Source organism: Agromyces cerinus, assembly GCF_016907835.1.
In the GTDB taxonomy this organism is placed as follows: Bacteria; Actinomycetota; Actinomycetes; order Actinomycetales; family Microbacteriaceae; genus Agromyces; species Agromyces nitratus.
Genome location: NZ_JAFBCT010000001.1, coordinates 3,345,380 through 3,362,692 on the forward strand (window position 1 = coordinate 3,345,380; position 17,313 = coordinate 3,362,692).

The window sequence follows — 17,313 nt, forward strand, 5'->3', positions numbered from 1 at the left end:
CTCACATGGACCTGCTCCTCGCTGGCGTGCTCGCACTGCTCGCCATCGCCGCTGCGACGGCCGTCGCACCGAAGCTCGGCGTGGCCGCGCCGTTGCTGCTCGTGCTCGTCGGCCTCGGCGTCGGGCTCCTGCCGGCGGTGCCGTCGTTCGAGATCGACCCCGAGTGGATCCTCGCCGGAGTGCTGCCGCCGCTCCTCTACTCGGCCGCGGTCTCGATGCCGGCGATGGAGTTCCGCCGAGACTTCGGGGCTATCAGCGGGCTCTCGATCGTGCTCGTGGTCATCACCGCAGTGCTGCTCGGGCTGCTGTTCGCGTGGCTGATCCCCGGCCTCGGCATCGCGTGGGGCATCGCCCTCGGCGCGATCGTCAGCCCGACCGACGCGGTCGCGACCTCGATCGTGAAGCGCCTCGGGGTCTCGCCACGGGTGGTGGCGATGCTCGAGGGCGAGAGCCTGCTCAACGACGCCAGCGCGCTCGTGCTGTTGCGGGCGGCGATCGCGGGCGCCGCGGCATCCGTCTCGATCTGGGGCGTCGCCGGCTCGTTCGTGTACTCGATCGTCATCGCCGCCGTCATCGGCGTCGCCGTGGGCTGGGTCAACCTGCGGGTGCGCGCTCGCATCGCCAACCCGACGGTCAATACAGTGATCTCGTTCACGATGCCGTTCCTGGCCGCGATCCCGGCCGAGCACCTCGGCGCCTCGGGCCTCGTCGCCGCCGTGGTCGCGGGGCTCGTGACCGGACGCGGGGCGGCGCGCTTCCTCAGCCCGCAGCATCGACTGTCGGACGCCCAGAACTGGCGCACGGTCGAGCTCGTGCTCGAGGGTGCGGTGTTCCTCGTGATGGGGCTCGAGCTCACCGCGATCGTCGCCGATGTGGAGGCGGCCCACGAAGGCGCCTGGTTCGCGGTCGGACTCGCGGCGATCGCGTTGACTGCGACGGTGCTGATCCGCGCCGCCTTCGTCGCCCCGCTGCTCGCCGCCCTCTCGCGCCGGGCAAGTCGCGCCGCGACCATCAAGGGCGTCATCGCCGACCGTGCAGCCGGCGGCACGGCGACGTTCGAGCGCGGGCCCGGTCGTGGTCGTGAACGCGGGCGCGCCGCCATCGAGACGCAGCACCTCGAGCACCGGGCCTCGCTCGGAGACGGGCGCCGCGGCTCGCAGCCGCCCTCGCCGGCGACGGTCGAGCGGTTCCGCACGATGTGGCGGCGGCGGGTCGCCGACATCGACTACCTGCTCGCGCAGCCGCTCGGCTGGCGGGAGGGCACGATCGTCGTGTGGGCGGGTATGCGCGGCGTCGTGACGCTCGCCGCCGCGCAGACGCTGCCGTCGGAGACCCCGAGTCGCTCGCTGCTCGTCCTGATCGCGTTCGTCGTCGCCGTCGGCTCCCTGCTCGTGCAGGGCGGCACCCTGCCGTGGCTCGTGAGATGGCTCATTCCCGCGCGCGACCCGGGCGAGAGCGCCGCAGAACGACGCGAACTCGAGCGGATGCTGCGCACCGCCGCGATGACCGAGATGGCGGCCGACGACGATCCCGCCGTGCGCGCGATGGCCGAGCGGATGCGCGCGGCCTGGCAGCTCTCGAACGCCGAGGGCGCGAGCGACGGCGAGGGCGCAGCGGATGCCGCGGAGGACACGGATGGCTCGGGCGGCTCGGGCGGCTCGGGCGACACGAAGGGCACCGTGACCCCATCCGAGGCATCCGACCGCCGGATCGACCCCGAGCAGGTGCGCCTGCTGCGGCTCCGCATGATCGAGGCCGAGCGCAACGCCCTGCTCGACGCGCGCGACGACGGCATGTTCAGCGCCGCCGCACTCAGCGCAGCGCTCGAGGACCTCGACGCCGAGCAGATCAGCGTCGAGCTGAAGGGCATGGAGAGCGCCTGAGGCCGGGTCCGGGTCTGGGCTCAGCGTTCGTCGCCGGACTGCGCCCGCATCGACCGGGCGATGTCCTCGGCGGTGAGATCGGCGTTGACGGCTCCGGCGATGAGCGACCCCGCCCCGAGCGACACGGAGACGTTCGAGCGTCGATCGACCACGTTCCCCACAGCCCAGACGTGCTCGACGCTGGTGCGGCCATCGGGGTCGACCACCACCCAGGAGCCGTCCGCGTCGTCGAGGGTTCTCGCGCCGAGGTCTCGCAGCAGCTGGTCTCTCGGGTGCAGCGTCGTCGCGGTGAAGATCGTCTCCACCGCCACCGACCGGTCGAGCAGTTCGACGGCCTCGACCCGCCCCTCGCTCGAACGGATCGCTCGCACCCGACCGCGCTCGATCCGGATGTCGCGTCCCTCGAGCGTTCGCAGCTCATCGGATCCGGGCTCTCCGAGGTCGTTCGGGAAGTAGACGATCCTGTCCGACCACTGGCGCAGCTGATGCGCCTGGTCGATCCCCCGGGGTCCCATGGCGATGACGCCGATCGTGTCGTTGCGGCGCTCCCATCCGTCGCAGTAGGGGCACACGACGACGCCGCGACCCCACAGCCCACGCAGGCCGGCGATCTCGGGGAGCCCGTCGCGGAGGCCGGTGGCCACGATCAGCCGTCGTGCTCGCACGGGGCCGGACGGGCCATCGACCTCGATGCCGCCCGAGCCGACGTGAACCGTCTCGACCCGTCCGCCGGCGACGACTCCCCCGTACTGCTCGATCTCCCGGCGGCCCCGCTCGAGCAGGCTCGACGGGGGCAGGCCGTCATGGCCGAGCACCCCGTGCATGTGCTCCGCGACCCCGTTCCTCGGATCGCCGGCGTCGAACACGATCACGCGGCGGCGGGCCCGGGCGAGTGAGAGCGCCGCGCTCAATCCGGCCGGACCGCCGCCCACCACCGCGACATCGAACACATCGGCTGCCATCTGCGTACCCTACGCTCACCGGGCGACGAAAAGCCTTCCTTGCCGACGCATCGATGTGGTGAAATCAGTGCACCCTCGTTCAGTGCCGCAACGCCGCGACCGCGGGATCACCTCGACCCCCCGAGACCGTGGAGACCGATGCCCGACCGCCGTTCCACAACGCATGAGCACAGGTTCAACGCACTGATCGGCATAGTGCTCGCCCTCGTACTGAGTTTCACCGGGCTTCAGTCGGTGGAAGCATCCGCGATGGCGAACGGGGATTCCGACCCTGCATCTGGTGCGTCCGCGCTCACCACGACCGTCGCGCCGCAGTCGTCGGTTGCTGGCGTGGTTCGCGGCATCGACGGGCGGCCGCTCGGCGGAATGACCGTCTGGTTGATGAGGAGCTCTGGTGGCGGCTCATTCGGGTACACCTACGACACCCAGACGACATCAGGCGGGGAGTACCGCTTCGAGGAGGTCGAGCCCGGGATCTACACCATCCGGTTCGTCGCACCCGCCGGATATGTCGGGGAGTGGTGGAACGACCAGGTGAACAGCACGACCGCGAACACGTTCGAGGTCGCGGCTGCATCCAGCGTCGACGGAATGGATGCCGTCCTCTCCACCGGCGCTTCGATCTCGGGAATCGTGACCGATCCGGACGACGTGCCCGTCGCGAGCGCGACCGTTCAGCTCTACGGCATGGGGATGTTCGGCGGAGGCTGGATGGTACTGAAGACGGTCTCGACCGATGAGAACGGTGCGTATCGATTCACTGCAGTCGCGCCGGGACAGAACTATGCCGTACACGTGTTGCCGCCGCCGGACTCCGACCTCGTCGAAGAGTGGTGGGACGACACACCGTACGAGTACTTCGCCACGCGTTTCGACGTCGCCCGTGACGAGGTCATCGTCGGGGTCGACACGCAACTGCCGAAAGGAGGGCAGATCCACGGCACCGTGACCGACGAACTCGGCGCGCCCTTGGGCGGGGTGAGCGTTCACCTCGTCGGCGATGGCGATGGTCGATATGAGGAAATCACCGCGTACGCACGCACCGAGGCCAATGGCGAGTACGTCTTCGATCACCTCAAGGCGAGCACGTACCGGGTGGAGTTCACTCCTGCGAATGGGACGAACTTCCTGTCGGAATGGTGGGGAGGCTCCAGCGGGTATTCTTCGGCCCGAGCATTCTCGCTCGACCCTGGGTCGATTCTCACGGACCTGGACGCCGATCTCGCCGTCGGCGGCTCGATCTCGGGCACGATCACCGGGCGCGATAACAAGCCGCTCATGGGAACCTCGGTCGAGTTGAGGAGTGCAGGACAGACCGAAACCGTCAAAACTGACGACAATGGCGACTACCGGATCGAGCGACTGCGCGGCGGCAGCTACACGCTGTCGTTCACCCCGAGACGCTCCGGTTACATGTGGGACACGTCGGATCACTTCATGGAGTGGTGGGTGGATGCGCCGACCGTGGCGGAGCGCACGACACTCGACATCGCCGCAGGCCGGCACATCGGGGCCCTGGACGCACAGCTGACTCCGGAGTCGTCGATCTCGGGAACGATCACCGGGGCTGACGGGGTCGGCATGAGTGCCGACATCCGGTTGTACGCGCTTCGGGATGGTGGCCTCGAATACGTCTCGCGTGGGTATGTCCTGAGCGACGGGCGCTACTACTTCGACGAGTTGCGGGCAGGGACCTACACCCTGAAGACCAGCGCGCCCGACCACCTGACGGAATGGTGGGAAGACGGTCTCGACGCGAGTTCGGCCGTGACATTCGAAATCGCAACCGGTCAGATCTCGACCGGCATGGACGTGCAACTCGCCTCCGGAGCATCGATCTCGGGAAACGTCGCCCTGTCGGACGGGATCCCGTTCAGCTCGGTGGTCCCCGCGGTCGTCGTCCACGACGAATCCGGACAGCAGACAATCGCGACAGCGTATCCGGACAAGAACGGCAACTTCAGTCTCCGAGGGCTTCGGGAAGGTGTGTACGCCATCGAATTCCGCGTACCTGCCGGCGCGGCGTTCGTCGGCGAGTGGTGGGACGACAGCCCCGATTCCGAGCACGCCGGTCGGATCACGCTCGCGGCCGACCAAGCCGTCGTCGGTATCGACGCGAAACTCGCGCCAGTGGTCAAGCTCGGCTTTCCGAGCGTTTCCGGCACGACAACGGTCGGTTCGACGCTCACCGCATCTGCTTCAGTCGACCCCGCCACCGCGGTCGTGTCGTACCAATGGCTCGCAGACGGAACAGTCATCTCCGGCGCCACAGAGAAAACCCTCATCGTCGATCCGGACCTGCTCGGCATGACCATCTCGGTGAGCATCACGGCGACCGCGCTCGGATACGGTACGGCAGCGAAGACGTCGCGGCCGACGGAACCGGTCGGCCCGGGCACATTGACGACATCGACGCCCACCATCAGCGGCACCGCTGCCACAGGCTCCACGCTGACGGTGACGCCGGGGACTTGGAGCGCCGGAACATCGTTCGACCACCAATGGTTCGCCGACGGATCGGCGATCCGCGATGCGACGCAGCCGACGCTCGCGCTCACGAGTGACCATGCCGGCAAACAGATCACCGTCCAGGTCACCGGGTCACTGGCCGGCTACGCGACGATCGCCAAGACCTCGCCTGCCACCGGCAAGGTGTTCCTCGCCCCGACGCCGACCATCACCGGAACCACCGTGGTCGGAGCCACGCTCACCGCAGCGCCCGGCACCTGGACGACCGGCACCACCCTCAAGTACCAGTGGTACGCATCCGGAACCGCGATCACCGGCGCCACGGCGAAGACGTTCAAGCTGACGAGCGCCCAAGCCGGCAAGCAGGTCACCGTGCGCGTCACCGGATCGCTGACCGCCTACCCGATGACCTCGCGGACCTCAGCGGCGACCCTCAAGGTCGCGACCGTCGGGTCGCCGACGATCTCGGGTGCGGCCGCCACGGGAGCGACGCTCACCGCGAAGCCCGGCACCTGGACCACCGGGACCACGTTCACCTACCAGTGGTACGCCGACGGCACCGCGATCTCTGGGGCGACCGCATCGACGTTCACACCCGCACCGGCGCAGGCGGGCAGGCAGCTCACCGTAAGAGTCACCGGATCACTGGCCGGCTACGCGACGATCGCCAAGCTCTCGCCTGCGACCGGCAAGGTCTACCTCTCACCGACGCCGACCCTCACCGGAACCACCGCCGTCGGATCGACCCTCACCGCATCCGCGGGAACCTGGACGACCGGATCGACGCTCAAGTACCAGTGGTACGCCAACGGCACCGCGATCACCGGCGCCACCGCGAAGACGTTCAAGCTGACGACCACCCAAGCCGGCAAGCAGATCACCGTGCGCGTCACCGGATCACTGACCGCCTACCCGACGAGCTCACGCACCTCAGCAGCGACCCTCAAGGTCGCGACCGTCGGGTCACCGACGATCTCCGGTGCGGCCGCGACAGGGGCGACGCTCACCGCGAAGCCCGGCACCTGGACCACCGGAACGACGTTCACCTACCAGTGGTACTCCAACGGCACCGCGATCTCTGGCGCGACCGCATCGACGTTCACACCCGCATCGGCGCAGGCGGGCAGGCAGCTCACCGTAAGAGTCACCGGGTCACTGGCCGGCTACGCGACGATCGCCAAGACCTCGCCTGCCACCGGCAAGGTGTTCCTCGCCCCGACGCCGACCATCACCGGAACCACCGTGGTCGGAGCCACGCTCACCGCAGCGCCCGGCACCTGGACGACCGGCACCACCCTCAAATACCAGTGGTACGCATCCGGAACCGCGATCACCGGCGCCACGGCGAAGACGTTCAAGCTGACGAGCGCCCAAGCCGGCAAGCAGGTCACCGTGCGCGTCACCGGATCGCTGACCGCCTACCCGACGACCTCGCGGACCTCAGCGGCGACCCTCAAGGTCGCGACCGTCGGGTCACCGACGATCTCGGGTGCGGCCGCCACGGGAGCGACGCTCACCGCGAAGCCCGGCACCTGGACCACCGGGACCACGTTCACCTACCAGTGGTACGCCGACGGCACCGCAATCTCAGGGGCGACGTCCGCGAGCTTCGTCCCGACCGCAGATCAGCTCGGCCAGCAACTGTCGGTCCGCGTGACCGGAAGCCTGGTGGGCTACCCGACCGTCACCGCGACGAGCACCTCCACGCCGAAGGTCGTCGAAGTCGTCCCGTAGACCCATCGGTGCGACGACGCGGCGCGGCGCCGGCTCAGCCGCGCGCCGCGGGCGCCGTGGTGTTCAGCGTCGCGAGGATGCCGGCGGCGACCTCGTCGCGCGAACGCTCGGGTTCGAACACGAGCCATTCGAGCCCGGCCAGGAGCACCGCCCCGAAGACACTCGACGCCATGATGCCCGCACGGCCCGCCGGGACATCCGTCTCGTCGATCGCTTCCTCGAACACGGCGAGCGCCTCGTGACGCAGCGCGAACAGCGTCTCCTGCCAGGCCCGGTCGGTGCGGAAGATCTCGGACGCCATGAGCTTCGCGAGCGGGGCGTTCGCGGCGATCCGGTCGAGCAGCTGACGCACGAGCGCCTCGATCGCCGGCCAGCCGCGCAGCTCGCCCTTGGCCGTGCGGAGGGAGTCGGCGAGCGCGCCGACCCCCTCCTGCAGCATGGCCTCGAACAGCTGGTCCTTCGAGCTGAAGTTGTAGTACAGACTGCCCTTCGCGACCCCGGCGAGCTCTGCGACCTCGTCCATGGTCGTGCCGGTGATGCCCTTCGTCGCCGCCAGCTCGAGCGCGGCGTCGAGGATGGCGCGCTTGGTGGTGTTCGCGCGGGCCATGGTCGCTCCTCCGGTCAGATCGCGAGCTCGGGGTGCAGGCGGCTGACGCTCCACATCCGCTGCTTGCCGGCGCTCCACGCGCTGATCGCGAGCGAGCCGACGAGGATGCCGGCCATCACGAGCACCGAGAGCCACAGTCTAGAGTCCACGCCGCCGGTGATGAGCTCGCGCAGGCCGCTCACCACGTAGGAGGCGGGCATGAACGGGTGCAGCACCTGGAAGAACTCGGGCGTCGTCTCGACGGGGTAGGTGCCGCCCGAGGAGCTGAGCTGCAGCATGAGCAGCACGAGGCTCACCACCCGACCCGCCGCGGTGCCGAGCACGATGATGAACATCTGCTGCAGGGCGAGGAACGCGAGGGTCACGAGGTAGATGAACGCCGAGGTGCCGAGCCAGTACGCCGGCTCGAGACCGATGCCGTAGACCAGCACGAGCACCATGATCACGACCTGGCCGAGGCCGATCGCCATCGCCGGCAGGAACCCGGTCATCACGGCGCGCAGTCCGCTCGCCGAGGCTGCGAGCGCCCGGGTCGGCAGTGCGCGCAGGATGAGCCACGTGATGAGCCCGCCGACGAAGGCCGCGAGCGCGATGAAGAACGGTGCGAAGCCCTCGCCGAAGCTCTTCGACTCGTTCTGCCAGCTCTGATCGAGCTGCACCGGCGCGGCCGAGACGGCGGCCTTCGCCTCGATGTCGGCGGTGCTCATCTGCGGAGCCGCTTCGGCGCCCTCGCCGAGCGCGTCGGCGAGGGTTCGGCTGCCGTCCGAGAGCTTCGTCGCACCCGAGGCGAGCGCGGTGCCACCGTCGGCGAGCTGCCCGGTGCCGCTCACGAGGTCGTCGGTGCCGGAGCTGAGGGCGGCGGCGCCGCTCGCGATGGTCTGGGCTCCGGATGCCGCTTCGCCCGACTTGGTCGAGAGGGTCGACGCGCCGTCGCTCACCTGGGCGGCGCCGGCGGCGAGCTCGGCGGCCTTCGGCGACCCGGCGGTGAGCCCGGCCGACAGCTGGTCGACGGCCCCGGCGTACTGGGTGCTGAGTCCCGCGTACCCCTGCACGGTCGGCAGTGCGGCCTGGGCGGCGCCGTCGACGCCGGCGGCGATCGCCTGGATCTCGGCGAGGCGGGCGGTCACGTCGACGGAGTCCGCCTGCTCCCCCGCGAGGTCGGCCTCGAGGGTCGCGATCCTCGACGAGAGCAGGGCGGTGCCCTGGGTGAGCTCTCCGGTCTTCGTCGCGATTCCGGTCGCACCGTCGGCGAGACCGTGCGCCTTCTCGGCGAGCACGGCGGCGCCGCTCGCGGCGTCGGCCACCTTGCCGGAGAGTTCGGCCGCGCCATCCGACACCCGGGTCGCCCCGGCCGAGAGCGTGCCGGCGCCCGAGGCGAGCTGCTCGAGACCGTCGGCGAGGGTGCCGGTGCCGTCGGCGAGCTGCACCGCGCCGGCGTCGATCGCGTCGGCGCCGGTGGCGAGGTCGCCGAGGCCGACGACGAGGCGGCCTGCGCCGTCGTTCGCGGTCGCGATGCCGTCAGCGAGGGTGCTCGCGCCGTCAGCGGCCGAGCGGATGCCCGCGCCGGCGTCGTTCAGGCCGATGAGCATCGCGTCGGCGGTCTGCTGACCGACCTGCTCGGCCACGGTGTCGCGCAACTGGACCATGGCCTGCTGACCGAGGGTAGAGGCGAGGAAGCTGTTGGAGTCGTTGTACTCGACTTCGACGGTCGCGGGCCTCGGGTCGTCGGTGCCGACCGAGACGGCGCTGGCCGAGAAGTCTGTCGGGATCGTGACGGCGAAGTAGTAGTCGCCGTCGGTCACGCCGGTCGTGGCGTCCGCGGCATCGGTGACCTGCCAGTCGAGGTCTGCCCGGCTCGTGAGCTCGTCGACGAGGTCGTCACCCGCGGTGATCGCCTCGCCGTCGCTGCTCGCGCCCGTGTCCTCGTTCACGATGGCGACGGGGAGGTTCTTCATCTCGTCGGTCGGGGCCCAGAACGCCCAGAGGTAGAGCGCGCCGTAGATGAGCGGGATGAAGAGGAGCACGACGAGCGCGATCTTGGGCAGCGTGCCCTTGCCGAAGCGGCGGAGCTCGGTGCCGGAGGAGAGGAAGGCGAACATCAGGCGTGCTCCAGGATGAGGTCGAGGGCGTCGGGGTCGGCGGCTGCCGGAACCTCGGGCGCGGTGATGGTGAGGTCGAAGGCGAGCGGGGCGATGCCGAGCTCGTTCCAGATGGCGGTGTCGGGCGCAGCAGCGGATGCCACGACGGCGGTGCCCGCTCGGGTGATCGCGTCGAGGCGCTGCCAGAGCGCACGCCGGGCCGCAGGCGACTGCAGCTGCTCGATCTGGTCGAAGAAGAGCATCTCGGGCTCGCTCATCATCGCGAGGGCGATGCGCAGCAGCACGGTCTGCACCTCGTCGAGGTCCCAGATGACGGTGTCGGTCGACGGCAGCGGCACCTCGCCGAAGACCGGAGTGAGCACGCGGCGGAGCTCGGCGTCGTCGGTGCGGCGCACGATCGCCCACCACGGCGAGATCCACGCGGCACGCTCGCGGATGGCGGCGCCGACGGTGACCGACTCCTCGAGGGTGTCGATGCCCTGGAACCCCGCGATCGCGGTGGCTCGCTGCACCGGTCGGGCACGACGGGGCAGCTCGTAGCCGAGCACCTCCGCGGTGCCGCTCGAGGGCTTCATACGGCCCGCGAGCGTGAGCAGCAGGCACGTGCGGCCGCTGCCGGCGGGGCCGTGCAGCACGGTCAGGCCGCGGTCGGCGACGAGGTTCACGGGGCCGTAGACGGGGCCGCGCTTGGAGTGGAGGGCGAGTTCGTGCGCCCGCACGATGATCGACACGATGCATCCTTCGGATTTGTACTGACTAGTCAGTTTAGATCGGAGATGCGAGATTGGCAACCCAGCAGGGTCGCCGCTTCTAGGCGATGGCGCTGGAACGGGCTCGCGGCGGGCTCCCGCGCCACGGCAGCGACGGCGCCCCGCCGACCTCGACCTCCACGCCGAGGAGCGCGCCGTCGGCGTCGCCCGGATCCGACAGCCCGATGCTCGCCGTCGTGATCACGAGCAGCCGGTCGACGAGCGCGACGGCCGTGGGCCGCTTCGACGGGAGCCCGATCGTCTCGAGCAGCACGCCGTGCGGCGAGTAGCGACGCACCTCCGCGGCATCCCAGACCGCGACCCAGAGCATTCCCTCGAGGTCGATGGCCATGCCGTCGGGGTTGCCGCCCTCGACCCGGCACACCGTTCGCCGATTGCCGAGCGTGCCGTCGGGCGCGACATCGAAGGCCTCGATGCTGCGGTGCGGCAGCGTGTCGATGTAGTACAGCGTCTCGCCGGTGCGATCGAAGGCGAGCCCGTTGGAGACCGTCACGCCGCCCAGCCGCTCGGTCGCCACGCCGTCGGGGTCGATGCTCCACAGCGCGCAGTGCGGCTGTCGGGGCATCGACTGGCTGCCGACCCAGAACCGACCGGTCGGATCGCAGCCGCCGTCGTTCATGTAGTCGTCGCCCGAGGCGATGTCGACGGCGATCGGCGAGACGACCCCGTCGTCGCCCACGTGCACGACGCCGCGATCGACGGCGACGGCCCAGCCGGCCCCGGATTCGGCGAGCGGCACGGGCGCGCCGACCTTCGCGCCGACGGCGACGGCGGCGCCCGGCACGACCATTCCCCCGTCGAGCCGCCCGCGGTGGAACGAACCGGTCGACATGTCGATCCACCCGAGACCGCCGTCCCGACTGTCCCAGCGGGGCGACTCGGCCTGGACGTATCGCTCGGCGGAGATGATCTCGACGTTTCGCGAGGGCGTTGAGTGCGACATCCGTGTCTTCCTCCGGTGGTGGTGTTACCCGATATGTGGCAGGCTATCTCACAATATGAATGTCAGTTGCGAGACTGGCAGAAGCAACGACGCTGAAGTGAGGAACTGGCCAATGGCCCCGAAGCTCCATGGCTTGATGCCGATTCTTGCCACCCCGTTCGACGAATCGGGCGCACTCGACCGCCCAAGTCTGCGACGACTGGTCGAGTTCCAGCTCGCCTCCGGCGTCGACGGCGTGGCCGTCTTCGGCATGGCGAGCGAGGGGTTCGCGCTCACCGCAGTCGAACGACGCACCATCCTCTCCGACGTCGTCGAGCTCGTCGACGGCCGCGTGCCCGTCATCGCCGGCGTCAACGGCACCTCGACGGCGACCTCGATCGAGCAGTCGCTCATCGCCCAGGAGGGCGGCGCCGACGCGCTCATGGTGCTGCCGCCGTTCATGGTGAAGCCGCCGGCTGCGAGCCTCATCGACTTCTACGGCGAGGTCGCCGCGGCCACCTCGCTCTCGGTGATGGTGCAGGACGCCCCCGGCGTGACCGGCGTCGCCATGCCCCCGTCGCTCATCGCCGAACTCGCCCGCCTCGACGGCGTCGACTCGGTGAAGATCGAGGCGCCCCCGACCGCTCCGAAGGTCGGCGCGGTCGTCGAGGCGATCGGCGACGCCGACTTCGCGGTGCTCGGCGGGCAGAACGCGCAGTTCTGCCTCGAGGAGTATGCGCGCGGCGCCATCGGCACGATGCCGGCCTGCGAGTTCGCCGACCTGCTCGCCCCGGTGCTCGAACTGTTCGTCGCGGGGCGCGTCGAGGAGGCGCGCGCCGGGTTCCGCCGTATGCTCCCCCTCGTGCTGGTGGGGCTTCAGGGCGGCATCGCGTGGGCGGTGCACAAGGAGGTGCTCGTCGCGCGCGGCATCATCGACCACGCCACCGTGCGCTACCCGGCCGCTCGCCTCGACGCGGGCAGCCGCGCCGCCGTCGACCTCGTCATCGAAGAGCTCGAGCTCCCGCCCCTGCCGACCGCGGTGCGCGTGTGACCCGTCGCGGCGTACTGCTGATCGGCGGCGGCTCCGACATCGGACTCGCGATCGCCGGGGCCTTCGCCGAGCAGGGCGACGCGGTCGTCGGAGTGGGGCTCGAGGCATCCGTCGACCCCGTCTTCGAGCGGTATCTCACCGCCGACTGCAGCCGAGCGGATGCCGCGGCGCAGGCCGTCGCCGACGCCGAGCAGACGCTCGGCCGGCTCGACGTCGTGGTGCTCGCCGCCGCCCGCATGCCGATCGGCCGGGCCGACGCCACGAGCGACGACGACTGGCGCGGCGCCCTCGGGGCGACGCTCGACTCGGCGTTCTTCGTGTCTCGCGCGGCTCTCCCGCGCCTCGCGCCCGGCTCGTCGATCGTCGCGGTCACCTCGGTCAACGCCTCCCTCGCCGCGCCGGGCCTGCCGGCCTATGCCGCCGCCAAGGCGGGCGTCGAGGGCCTCGTACGGCAGCTGGCGCTCGACTACGGCCCGCACGGGGTCCGGGTCAACGCCGTGGCGCCCGGGAGCATCTCGGCGACCGAGACCGGCGAGAGCGAGGGCTACCCGCTCGGCCGCATCGGCAGGCCCGAGGAGGTCGCCGCCGTGGTCGCCTTCCTCGCTTCGGATGCCGCGTCGTTCGTCACCGGCACGACGATCCCGGTCGACGGCGGCCTCTCGATCTCCTCCCCCGCCGCCTGGCTGAAACCCGCGCTGCGCGACCGCTGGCTCTGAGCCGCTCCCGCCGGCCGTGAGCCATGACCCCGCCGACCGGTGCGCACGCACTCGGCCGGCGGGGTTTCGCCGTCAGTTCCCCACGCGGACGAACTGCGCGGCACTGACGCGGTGGAAGGCGGCGTTGCGCACCTCCAGGCGCACGACGCCGACCGCACCGGCGGCGTAGCGGAACGTGCCGAGCGGGCGCCAGGCCGCCGCTCCCTCGGTCTGGTTCACGACGACCTCGGTGCTGCCCGCCTGGTGCTCGACGATGTAGGCCGCCGAGGTCGTCGTCGTCGGGTTCGTCGGGTACCAGACCGAGACCCGGTACTCGCCGGCCTCGGGCAGGTCCACCTGCCAGGTCACGGTGCTGCCGATCGAGTCGACGTCGCTGTAGCGGGTTCGAGTGCCGTTCCACCCGGCCAGGCCGCTCGGGTACCACAGGCCGGTCTCCAGGTAGCCGGGCCACGGCGACTGCGTGTGGGCGATCACGCCCTCGTCGGCGACCCGCACGAGCACGCCGCGGCGGAGGGTGCCGTCGAGCCGTGCCTCGAACCGGTTCGTCGACCCCGGCGCCACGGCCGATCCGGCCGTCACCGTCCAGGTGTGCGTCAGGTCGGAGCGCGGGGGCACCTCGACCACCACCTCCTTCTGGCCGACGCTCCACCCGGTCGCGCCGAAGAGGGCGAGCGTGGCGCGCAGCGGGGTGACGCCGGTGTTGATGACCAGGGCGGTCAGCCGCGCGGTCTCGCCGGGGCCGCTGACGATGGCGGTGTCGGTGGTGAGCGACACCAACCTGCGCCGGTCGATGACCTCGATCGCCGCGGGCCGCAGCTCCACCGGGTCGCCGTCGGCAGCCGACACGGATGCCTCGATTCTCACCTCGCCCGGACTGGCGCCCGACGCGATGATCGCCGCCGACTCCACTCGGGTGGATCCCTGCGCGTCGACCGAGACGGACGGCGCAGCGCCGTCGAGCTGCCAGCCGTCAGGCAGGCTCACGTCCACGTCCCCGGCGAACGGCTCATCGGTCGGGTTGCGCACCTCGATGACGAGCGGAACCCGGTCGCCTGCCGTGCTGGTGGCCTGCGCGACCACGTCTCCGGCCACGCCGGAGTCGGCGCCGCTGATGCGGCTCGGCAGACGCAGTGCGACCTCCTCGGTGGTCACCGAGCCGGCGCTGATCGTGTAGCTGAAGGCGTCGGCCGATGAATCGACGGGGATCGTCCACTCGTAGGGGTAGCCCTTCGGCGGCGCCTCCTTCGCCTGCCCGTCGCCGATCCGATAGCTGAGGGTCGCGGGCTTCTCGGTGTCGATCTGCACGTAGGCGTCGTAGCCGGGGCGGTCGGGGCGCACCAGCAGCACGCCACGTGCGAGGCCGTAGTCGGTCGCCGGGTCGGTGTCGACCTCGTGGAAGCTGTCTGGGCCGTGATCGACGATGTCGTCGAACGGCAGTGCCGGCCGTTCCACCGTGACCTCGCGAACGACCAGTGCGACCAGCCCGTGTCCGGGCACGCGCACCTTGATGCGGCCGCCGGCAGCGGTCTGAGACGTGCGAGTGCCGTCGGCCGCCACGACCTCGACGACCGGAGCATCGCTCCCCGTCAGCCCGGTCAGCTCACCCGTGAGGTCGACGACCACGAACTGCGCGCCCGCCGCCGAGTTGGTGAGGCTGACATACAGCGAATCGTTCCCCACACCCGCCATCCAGTTGACCAACGGGTTGTCGAGGGAGACCAGGCCGGCCGGGAAGTAGGGCCACACGCCGTCTTCGCCGAAGAAGGTGCCGGGGGCGTGGCCGTAGGCGAAGTACTTGAAGTAGGCGAAGTCGGCCTCGAACACGTGCGGGAAGTCGATCTTGCCGTCGCTGCGGTAGAAGCTCTCGTTGATCAGGTAGTCCATCGCGAGGCCGAGCTGGGCGGGTGCGTGGTGGAAGTAGTACCCGGTGATGCCGACCGGACCGCTGGTCGCGAAGTCGGGCTTCATCTGCGCCACCTGGAACTGGCGGCTGTAGTAGCCCGGGTAGGTGGTGAACCGGCCGATCACCATGTTGTGCGCAACGTCGGCCAGCAGCGGGTCGCCGGTGTGATGCGCCAGGCGCAGCAGCGCGCCGGCCCAGCACGGGTTGAAGACGTATCCGCCGCCCGGGTCGGTCAGCGAACTGACCCCGAGCTTGAACGACGACAGCGCCTCGAAGGTGAGCCCGGTCGCGGAGACGTACCAGGCGGGGACGGTCTCGGACGCCACCTCGGTGGTCGGGTACGACGGGAGGGAGCTCCGCGACTCCCAGTCGTACTGCTGCATGACGACATGACCCTCGGGCACCGTGACCGTCGTGTTCGGCACCGGCCGCACCGCGGTCTGGGTGATGAATCGCTGCGCCTCCCGATAGGCGCCGTCGAGGAACTCGTCCTCCCCGGTCAGCTCGAACAGCACGAGCAGGTCCACCCAGTACTTCGAGAAGCTGTAGGCGAACCCGCCGGGAGGCTGCCCGTTGCCGCGATACGGCGTGATGATCTCCTCCCGCACGTAGCGCTTGGCGATCAGGGTCGCCTCGGTCAGGTAGGCCGGATCCCCGGTGAGCTGGTAGGTCGCCAGTGCGGTCGCGAACGGAGCGCGGCTCTGCCCGACGACTCCCGCCTTGGTGGCCTGCACCGCGAGCCGTTGGATGCCCGCATTGCGGCCGTGGGTGAGTTGGGAGAGCGCAGTCAGGTTCACCGCGTCGGTGGGGATCCGGCCGATCCGGTACTGCGTCTTGTCGTTGTAGACCGAGCCGCCGATGACGGGCGAGTGCCCGATCCCCTTGCGGGACAGCTGGTACTCGATCGACGGCCTGGCGCGCCGGTCGTAGAGGGTTCCGTCCGCGGTGCCGGTCAGGTAGTGGGCAGAGAGCAGCACGCCACTGGCCGCGGCGCGGACCGCGTCCTCGTTCTCCACATCGACGAACCCCTTGCCGCGGTTCCACCAGCCGGAGTACGAGGGGATGTAGTCGACCGAGTCGTCGCCGTCGGGCTCGATCGCGATGAGTTCGGTCATCGTGTGGACGGCGTCGGTCAGCGAGCGGTCGTAGACGTTGTGCCGGTAGGCCTTCAGTCCGTACTCGCCCCGGCACAACTCGGTGTAGGTGTCGTAGAGGGTGCCGGCTCGAGCCGCGAGACCGAAGGCGAAGCCGCGCCGATCACCGGCCGCCATGGCGGTTCGCAGACCCGGCTGCGGTGCGTAGATGCTCGGCACGAGGTCGAGGCTGTCGTTGCGCAGGCTCATCCCGTAGGGCTGCCGATCGGACATCAGCTGGCGTTCGTGCACGAACTCGGCCACCTCGGCGGGCAGGTAGACCCCCGAGGTGACGGCGACGTCGGCGACGGAGTACTGGGTCAGCGCCATCGGCGCGAACAGCTCCCATGCGCCGAGGGGGGCCGAGCCGTCGACCACGGAGAGCGCGTGCTGGTACGACCCGCAGAGCACCTCGTCGAGGTCGTCGAGCGACTTGGCATCCTGGCTCTGGTAGCCGACGAGGTAGTCGCCGGCCTTCTTGGCCCGCAGCACGTAGTGCGCCTCGGGATGATCGCCGTCGAGCCGCCAGTTGACGATGAGCTCCACGTCGTCGGTGCTGGTGCGCAATTCGATCGCCTGGGAGCCGAGGCGGCGATACGAGGTGAAGCCCAGCCAGGCGGGCTGCAGCGGCCCGTACAGCTCGGGCGCACTGCCGGAGGGCAGCGTGCCCGCCAGTACGACCCATTGCTCGTCGAAGCGGTGCTCGGGATCGGTCAGCGACAGCCACCGACCGTCGTGCTTGATCTCGAGATCGCGCACGATCGTCTCGCCGCCGTCCCACTTGGCCTGGAAGAAGGTCATCCGGTGTTTGCGCCCGACGAGCTGGGCCACGCGGGTGAACGACAGGTCGGGCTTCTCCAACCGGCGCAGGGCGTCGGCGTACGAGCCGCTCACGCTGCTGAACCCGGGGTCCGCCGCGGCGGGTTCGGCATCGGCACCGAGGACCACCGGGAGCACGCCCGCGGCCAGCAGCAGCTGGAGCGCCGAACGCCGGCTCCACAGCCCCGGGCCGTGATCGGCCCCTGAATGGTCGTTGATCTCCGGGTTCTGCGTTGAATCCATGA

10 protein-coding genes are annotated in these 17,313 nt (G+C 70.2%); 4 read left to right on the forward strand and 6 right to left on the reverse strand.

The window, feature by feature from the left end:
- Nucleotides 1-5: 5 nt before the first annotated feature.
- Nucleotides 6-1,883: a cation:proton antiporter gene (locus tag JOE59_RS15560; RefSeq protein ID WP_204462009.1), complete on the forward strand. Its 1,878-nt coding sequence runs from the start codon at nt 6-8 to the stop codon at nt 1,881-1,883.
- 20 nt (nt 1,884-1,903) lie between these two features.
- On the opposite strand, the gene JOE59_RS15565 is transcribed toward JOE59_RS15560, so the two are convergent.
- Nucleotides 1,904-2,845 (reverse strand): NAD(P)/FAD-dependent oxidoreductase, encoded by a 942-nt coding sequence (locus tag JOE59_RS15565; RefSeq protein ID WP_204462011.1) that lies wholly within the window; start codon nt 2,843-2,845, stop codon nt 1,904-1,906.
- Between the two features lie 381 nt (nt 2,846-3,226).
- Here JOE59_RS15565 and JOE59_RS15570 point away from each other — a divergent pair, with 381 nt between their 5' ends.
- Nucleotides 3,227-7,048 (forward strand): carboxypeptidase regulatory-like domain-containing protein, encoded by a 3,822-nt coding sequence (locus tag JOE59_RS15570; RefSeq protein ID WP_374191130.1) that lies wholly within the window; start codon nt 3,227-3,229, stop codon nt 7,046-7,048.
- Nucleotides 7,049-7,082: 34 nt separating this feature from the next.
- Here the strand turns inward: JOE59_RS15570 and JOE59_RS15575 are convergent, their stop codons facing one another.
- The 4 genes from JOE59_RS15575 to JOE59_RS15590 form a co-directional block, all read right to left on the reverse strand.
- A complete protein-coding gene (locus JOE59_RS15575; protein WP_204462016.1) occupies nt 7,083-7,655 on the reverse strand; it encodes a TetR/AcrR family transcriptional regulator in 573 nt (190 codons plus the stop codon).
- A 14-nt stretch (nt 7,656-7,669) separates the two neighbouring features.
- On the reverse strand, nt 7,670-9,754 hold the full coding sequence (locus tag JOE59_RS15580) for a YhgE/Pip family protein (RefSeq protein WP_204462018.1): 2,085 nt from the start codon (nt 9,752-9,754) through the stop codon (nt 7,670-7,672).
- Nucleotides 9,754-10,485: an ATP-binding cassette domain-containing protein gene (locus tag JOE59_RS15585; RefSeq protein WP_204462026.1), complete on the reverse strand. Its 732-nt coding sequence runs from the start codon at nt 10,483-10,485 to the stop codon at nt 9,754-9,756. Before JOE59_RS15585 ends, JOE59_RS15580 begins: the two co-directional genes overlap by 1 nt.
- Before the next feature lie 79 nt (nt 10,486-10,564).
- Nucleotides 10,565-11,467 carry an SMP-30/gluconolactonase/LRE family protein gene (locus tag JOE59_RS15590; protein WP_204462028.1) on the reverse strand — a complete coding sequence of 301 codons (903 nt, stop codon included), beginning with the start codon at nt 11,465-11,467 and terminating at the stop codon, nt 10,565-10,567.
- A 136-nt stretch (nt 11,468-11,603) separates the two neighbouring features.
- Between JOE59_RS15590 and JOE59_RS15595 the strand changes: the two genes are divergently transcribed.
- Nucleotides 11,604-12,497 carry a dihydrodipicolinate synthase family protein gene (locus JOE59_RS15595; protein WP_239560314.1) on the forward strand — a complete coding sequence of 298 codons (894 nt, stop codon included), beginning with the start codon at nt 11,604-11,606 and terminating at the stop codon, nt 12,495-12,497.
- Nucleotides 12,494-13,213 (forward strand): SDR family NAD(P)-dependent oxidoreductase, encoded by a 720-nt coding sequence (locus JOE59_RS15600; RefSeq protein WP_204462033.1) that lies wholly within the window; start codon nt 12,494-12,496, stop codon nt 13,211-13,213. Before JOE59_RS15595 ends, JOE59_RS15600 begins: the two co-directional genes overlap by 4 nt.
- Before the next feature lie 72 nt (nt 13,214-13,285).
- Here the strand turns inward: JOE59_RS15600 and JOE59_RS15605 are convergent, their stop codons facing one another.
- On the reverse strand, nt 13,286-17,311 hold the full coding sequence (locus JOE59_RS15605) for a golvesin C-terminal-like domain-containing protein (protein ID WP_204462035.1): 4,026 nt from the start codon (nt 17,309-17,311) through the stop codon (nt 13,286-13,288).
- Nucleotides 17,312-17,313: the final 2 nt, after the last annotated feature.